The following is a 6140-nucleotide window of genomic DNA, read 5'->3' on the forward strand; positions in this document are numbered from 1 at the left end:
AGAGAGTGTTTCACCCTCCTCTGCCGGTGACCTGAGCATGGAGAGATCGGTTCTTCTTCCTGCAAGGTATTCTGTGATCAACGGGTGAAGAGAGTCTGCTCCATCCAGTCTCCCAAACCAGACGCGGTGGATGCAATTCTCATCCCAGGCTGCCGAAACCGGCCTGAGCCCGAATCTTCCGGTTCCCTCTCTCATTGCCATCTGGAGATCACGTCTTTCGCAGTATCTGAGGTGATCGCCTTCATCTCTTCCTGCATCCATGGCGGGAGACCTCCTTTCACCTCTGGTTCAAGGAAACGGCTGTCACCGAGGATGAGCATCCCGCGATCGTCAGGGGTCCTGAGCACACGGCCGAGTGCCTGGGCGGCCTTATTGATTGCCGGAAGAGTGTAGGCGATGAACTCACCGTCAGGCCCGAACTTTCGTTTGAAATACTGGATGCTCATTGCCCTGACCTGGGTATAGGGGGCAAGAGGCAGTCCGACAACCATCGCACCCGAGAGGAGTTCCCCCCGATAGTCAAGCCCCTCACTCCACTTGCCGCCACAGACGGCAAAGAGGATACCTGACTTCTTCAGTCCCGGGAGTGAGAGGAACTCTGTGAGCTGTTCGGTAGCCTCGCGGGCATCACGCGGTTCTATGAATATCTTCTTCTTTTTTATACCGCATCTGCTGGCATAATCACTCATGATCTGGTATGAGGGGAAGTAAACCGCAAGATTTCCCGGGAGTGTTCCAAATGCGTTGATCGTCAGGGCTGTCCGCTCAATATTTCCTTTATCCTGTCTCATCCGGAAAGCGGTGGTGATATCTTTTGAGACGAGGAGGAGACGGTTCTTCTTTGGAAAGGCATTTGGGATCGAAAGCGTGGCAACTGGTGCATCTTCAAAGTAGTACTTCCTGAAACTCTCAATTGGAGAAAGGGTCCCGCTGATGAGGAAGGTGGCATGATGTGCCCCGGCAATATCCCGAAGTTTGCCTGCGGGATCGATGTTTCTGACCTCAAGGATCACCGATTCGTCATCTTTGCGAAAGACGGTTAAATATGCCTGATCTGTTGCGGAGCAGTGGATACGATAGAGAAATTCGCATAGCCGTTCGATGGCGGTCTCACGGAACTCTCCGCTCTGCAGGCTCTTCTCCCGGACAACATCGCTTATTGAGATGACATCCTCAACAATTGCAGCCATTGAGGGGTACAGAGAACCTTTGGTTAAGATCCGATCGAAGATTGCCGGATCGAACCAGTCCTCAATCTCAGTTGAGCGCCTGAGTCCGTCCATGAAGTCACGAATCCGTGGGAGGACGTGCTGGACCGCTTCTGCCCCCTTTACCTTCGCCTTTAATGAGGAGAGTTCATGGTATGCCTGCTGGATATCCCGCTCTTCTAATGAGACGCTCTGAATTCCCTGCACCACATCTCCGACATTATGGCCTTCATCAACGAGGAGGATAACATCCTGGGGCTCAACATTCAGAGAGATGAGGAGCTGCTCTCTGATCTCGTCGTTGAAGAGGTGATGGTAGTTGACGATGACAACATCGGCATGCCGGGCTGAGGTCACCATCAGGTCATAGGGGCAGAGGCCGCCTGCATACGTGTGGAGAGATTCCGGGTTGACCACGCTGAGGGTTGCCCTCTCGGCTTTTGACCGGATCTCCTGGGATGGTACGAGTTTGAGCCCTTCATCCCCTTCAAGGAAGACCCGGCTCTTCACGAAGTACGGGCAGATGAGGGGGTGGTCGCGGTCCTGTTTCTTTATCTGCCTGATGATCTCGGGATCTTTTGCCGGGACGAGCGATCCTTTCATCGCCCGCTCACGCATGAGTGCACTCGTGAAGTTCTTCACCCCCTCACACCGGCGGTAGACATCACCCACTCCCCCAAGAGGACACATACTCCCTTTTCCGATGAGGTATGTGAACTTCAGACCAGGTTTCTTCCTCCGGATCATATCGAGCTCACGGATGAAGGTGTTCAGCTGACTGATCGTCCGGACCGCAACGAGGATAGTCCTCCCGTTAGATTCGGCCAGAAGCGCTGATACGATGCTCGACTTCCCGCTACCTGTTGGTGCATCGATCATAAGAATGCCACCATTTCGAGCGGTCTTTGCTGCGGCGTTCAGCATATCCTCCTGGTGTGGGCGGAATGTGGTGTATGGGAACCAACTGGTGATATCTGTCATGTGAGGTACTCGATCCGGAAAATTCCTTTTATTCATGTGTTCATCTGATGATTATGTGGTGATCTATTTTTATTCAGAGATCCTGTTCTGATGGTATGCTCTGTGACCACTGATCCCCTTGAGCTGGTTTCAGGGATGGACCGGAATGAACCTCTCTCTCACCCCTTCTTCAACCAGAACCTGATTCCTGTTCCAACCGGCAGATCCAACACCTCTATCTTCCCCCCATACCTGTGCACCAGCTCCCGGACAATATAGAGTCCAAGCCCGGATCCGCTCTTTGCATTTCCACCATGCCCATGACGGGAGAAGAGGATCGGTTTCAGTTCAGCAGGAATACCAGGCCCGTTATCTGCTACGGTTGCTTTCACCCATTCCCCCTCTTCATCCAGAGTGATGGTAATCTTCGTTCCTTCTCCCCCGAACTTGAGGCTGTTTCCGATGAGATTGCTGAAGATCTGCGAGAGGAGGTTATCTGCTATGACAGTTGCTGTAGTCATGCAGCAGGTGATCTCAGCACCTGAGATGTACTCGATCTCTTTTCGGATCACTTCATCAATGCGAACCCTTGACAGACGGACGTCAGAAGCTCCAAGCAGGCGAATGGTTCTGACATTTCTGATGATCTCATCAGACTGCTCAAGCCCTGCCTGCGCCTTTCTGGCATACTCTTGTGATGGAGATTCGCTGAGCATCTCAAGATATCCCTCTGCTATCATGTTTGCATTTCTGATATCATGCTCCATGATATCGAGCAGGAGGGTGTTCTCTTCCATGAGGCATTCATACTTCTGTTGGAGCACTCCCCGTCTGACTGCACCGCCAACAGATCTCCCGATAGAGGTTAGCACACTCTCTTCAAGTGCTGAGTATGTCCTTGGTTTACTATGTGCACAACAGATCACCCCGAGCACTTCTTCACGGGAGAGGATCGGGATCACCGCAAGAGAGAAGACTCCAAGCTCACCGGTTGTATGTTCAAGGTCGCAGTACTGCTCCAGAAAGACCGGCTTCCGGGTTGAGAAGGCGTTTGAGAAGGTAGGGGATGCCAGGTTGAGCTCCAAAAGATCCGGGAAGTAATAGGTGACATACCCGGCGATGGCCTTCTGTTCAGCCCTTTCCGATCCGTTGCTTCTGATATATATTGCCCCACAATCGACATCGATCAATCGGATCGTTTCCCATAGGCAGGCATGGAGTATGTCATGGCAGGCAAGTTGTGAGGATGCCGCCTCGACGACGGCATTGAGAATCCTGAGATGATGGTTTACCACCTCAATGGATCGCCGCTCCGGGCAACTGTCCGGATGTGAGAGAATATACCAGAGATCACCACCATCAGCAGGGGAGATCGTCACCGACCAACCCAAATCAGCTGAAAAGACCGCGGGATGGCCAGTTCCTATGACTTCAAGGCCGAATCTGATCAGTTCATCAGCAGCTCCGGCGAAGAGGGGGATGTCGCCGAGCATACGACTATTCGAAACTACTGGTGCATCGCCGATATCACCCTCGAAAGAGACGATGCTTCCGTCCGGTCTTACTTTGATAATTCCGATCGGATGGCGTACACTATTCATTATTCACCTATATGCGTACAGTAAGAAAACTCTTCTCACACATCTCTGATGGATCGGTTTAATCCAACAAAAACCCATACATATCTCTATGGCGATCCATCCGATAGACTTCCGGTACGGCACAGCCGAGATGCGGCGTATCTGGAGTGAAGAGGCACGGTTCAACGCGATCATACGTTCTGAAGTGGCACTTGCCGCCGCAGAAGCTGAGATCGGGCTTATTCCACCTGAAGCAGCAGACGCGATCGCAGCCGCTGCACCGAAGGCATCACTCCGTCGTGCAAACGAGATCGAGGCCGAAATTAATCATGATATGATGGCAGTTGTCAAGAGCCTCGCAGAGGTTTCAGGACCTGCCGGCCGCTGGGTTCACTATGGTGCGACCTCAAATGATATTCTGGATACTGCAACCGCGCTTCAGCTGAAGGATGCACTCACCTGCATTGAGGAGAAACTGAAGATACTCCTTCGTATCCTCATTGACCGGAGTACAGCTACAAAGACACTCGTCTGTGCGGGAAGAACACACGGACAGATCGGTGTTCCCACAACCTATGGACTGCGGTTTGCCATATGGGCAAGTGAGGTCGGACGCCACATTACCCGTCTTCGTGAGATCCGCCCACGTGTAGTCGTCGGTCAGCTTACCGGCGCCGTCGGAACACAGGCAGCCTTTGGTGACGATGGGATGGAGGTACAGGCCGCAATGATGCGCCAGCTCGGCATAGGCTCAGTAGATGTCTCAAATCAGGTGATTGCACGTGATCGGCATGCAGAGTACTTCTTCCTTCTCGCAAATATTGCTACAACCTTAGACAAGATCGGAATTGAGATTCGTACGCTTCAGCGAACAGAGATCGCTGAGGTTGAGGAGGCATTTGCAAAGAAACAGGTCGGTTCAAGCACGATGCCCCATAAGAGAAATCCGATCAAAAGTGAGCAGGTAGGAGGGCTTGCACGAATTATCCGCTCCGCAGTCGAGCCCGCCCTCTTAAACAACACCCTCTGGGATGAGCGGGATCTCACCAACTCATCCTGTGAGAGGGTGATCTTTCCGGAAGCAACGATCCTCTGCGATCACTGCCTGAAGGTGATGGCACAGGCGCTTGAAGGGCTGATCATCAAGGAAGAGAACATTAAAAAGAATCTTGATATCCTGCATGGGATCAACCTTGCCGAGTCGGTGATGATTGAACTGACAAGGCGGGGAATGGATCGGCAGACAGCCCACGAAGTGATCAGGGCAAACAGCATGCAGGCACTTGATGAGAAGAGGTCGCTTGCAGAGATCCTCTCCACCGTCCCGGAGGTGACTGCCCTCATCTCTCCGGCTGAGATTGAAGACGCCCTTCTGCCTGAACGGTATGTCGGCACATCGGTTCAGCAGGTAGAGCGGGTTATAAAGAAACTCGCCCCACTGACCTCATAATTAATCAGAATATGACCGACCGCCAGCCTGATCGTGCGCTGGCACAGAGATATGCATCTGTACGATCTCCCAGCGGTGGCCGGTCCCACGCAAAACCATGGTACACCGGCAGGGGATGATTGTACCATCGGCTGTGAAGGTGAGATCCCCCATCACCCAGCAGATCGTCCCCTCAGCTCGAATGATACAGGTATCCATACTGATTGCAAGTTCATTTACCTGCGTAAAATCCCGGAGGAGCTGTTCTTTCAGTTCATCCCTGTTCCGAATAATCTCATCTTTTCCGGTTCCAATACCCATGCAATCTTCTGAGAAGAGCGAAAGGATGGTATCGAGATCCTTCTTCCCATAGAGTGAGAGATAGCGGTCAAGCAGCTCCCGGATCTGTTCTTCAGTCTGTTTACTGAGCATAGCTTGGATACTTGTTCTGTCAGGTTAAAAAAAGATATGTTTTTCCGGATGAACCGGGCCTTAATCGTTTGAGAGTGCATCGATTGGATTCATCTGTGCTGCCCGGTGGGCCGGGTAGACCCCTGCTGCAATGCAGATGACGGTTCCGATAATCATACCATAGGTAACAGTAAAAACGGTATTGAATGTCAGGAGATAGCTGATATCCTGCATGATGAGAAGGATGAGGAGCCCGCCACCGATAAGGCTCATCAACCCGCCACAGACTGATCCGATCAGACCGAGGATCGCCGCTTCATACAGAAACATCTTGCTGATATCACCTTTCTGAGTTCCTATGCTCCTCAGAATCCCGATCTCTTTGATCCGTTCGTTCACCGAGATGAGCATCACATTTAAGATGCTCACCGCCGCCACGACAAGAGAGATCCCGCCTATCGCCATGACAAAGAGGGATATCTGACCGATTGCATCCTGAATGGATGAGATCATCGATCTGAAATCCATGATATTGACAACATCCTCCCGCCT

General features: G+C 52.0%; 6 protein-coding genes. 1 reads left to right on the plus strand and 5 read right to left on the minus strand.

The genetic code is table 11. The annotated features are described in order from the left end of the window. The 3 genes from Q7V06_RS08115 to Q7V06_RS08125 all read right to left on the minus strand — a co-directional run. Positions 1 to 201: hypothetical protein (locus Q7V06_RS08115; RefSeq protein WP_370650833.1), on the minus strand; the 201-nt coding region annotated here is incomplete at its 3' end. Further along, entirely contained in the window at positions 192 to 2189 is a 1998-nt protein-coding gene (locus Q7V06_RS08120; protein WP_304840410.1) for an ATP-dependent DNA helicase, read from the minus strand. The genes Q7V06_RS08115 and Q7V06_RS08120, both read right to left, overlap by 10 nt. A 158-nt stretch (positions 2190 to 2347) precedes the next feature. Beyond that, entirely contained in the window at positions 2348 to 3769 is a 1422-nt protein-coding gene (locus Q7V06_RS08125) for a GAF domain-containing sensor histidine kinase (protein WP_304840412.1), read from the minus strand. Positions 3770 to 3857: 88 nt separating this feature from the next. Between Q7V06_RS08125 and purB the strand changes: the two genes are divergently transcribed. Further along, positions 3858 to 5198, plus strand: a complete 1341-nt coding sequence (purB, locus tag Q7V06_RS08130) for an adenylosuccinate lyase (protein ID WP_304840414.1) — start codon at positions 3858 to 3860, stop codon at positions 5196 to 5198. On the opposite strand, the gene Q7V06_RS08135 is transcribed toward purB, so the two are convergent. Next, complete coding sequence (locus Q7V06_RS08135; RefSeq protein ID WP_304840416.1) at positions 5199 to 5609, minus strand: nuclear transport factor 2 family protein; 411 nt, start codon at positions 5607 to 5609, stop codon at positions 5199 to 5201. It lies immediately after the preceding gene. A 60-nt stretch (positions 5610 to 5669) separates the two neighbouring features. Continuing rightward, positions 5670 to 6140: ABC transporter permease (locus tag Q7V06_RS08140; protein WP_304840419.1), on the minus strand; the 471-nt coding region annotated here is incomplete at its 5' end.

The organism is Methanocalculus sp. (assembly GCF_030651615.1).
Lineage (GTDB): Archaea > Halobacteriota > Methanomicrobia > Methanomicrobiales > Methanocorpusculaceae > Methanocalculus.

Bases quoted from the DNA above. Each gene is read 5' to 3' on its own strand.
- Q7V06_RS08120 (WP_304840410.1), bottom strand. From the start codon at position 2,189: ATGACAGATATCACCAGTTGGTTCCCATACACCACATTCCGCCCACAC.
- Q7V06_RS08125 (WP_304840412.1), bottom strand. From the start codon at position 3,769: ATGAATAGTGTACGCCATCCGATCGGAATTATCAAAGTAAGACCGGAC.
- purB (WP_304840414.1), top strand. From the start codon at position 3,858: ATGGCGATCCATCCGATAGACTTCCGGTACGGCACAGCCGAGATGCGG.
- Q7V06_RS08135 (WP_304840416.1), bottom strand. From the start codon at position 5,609: ATGCTCAGTAAACAGACTGAAGAACAGATCCGGGAGCTGCTTGACCGC.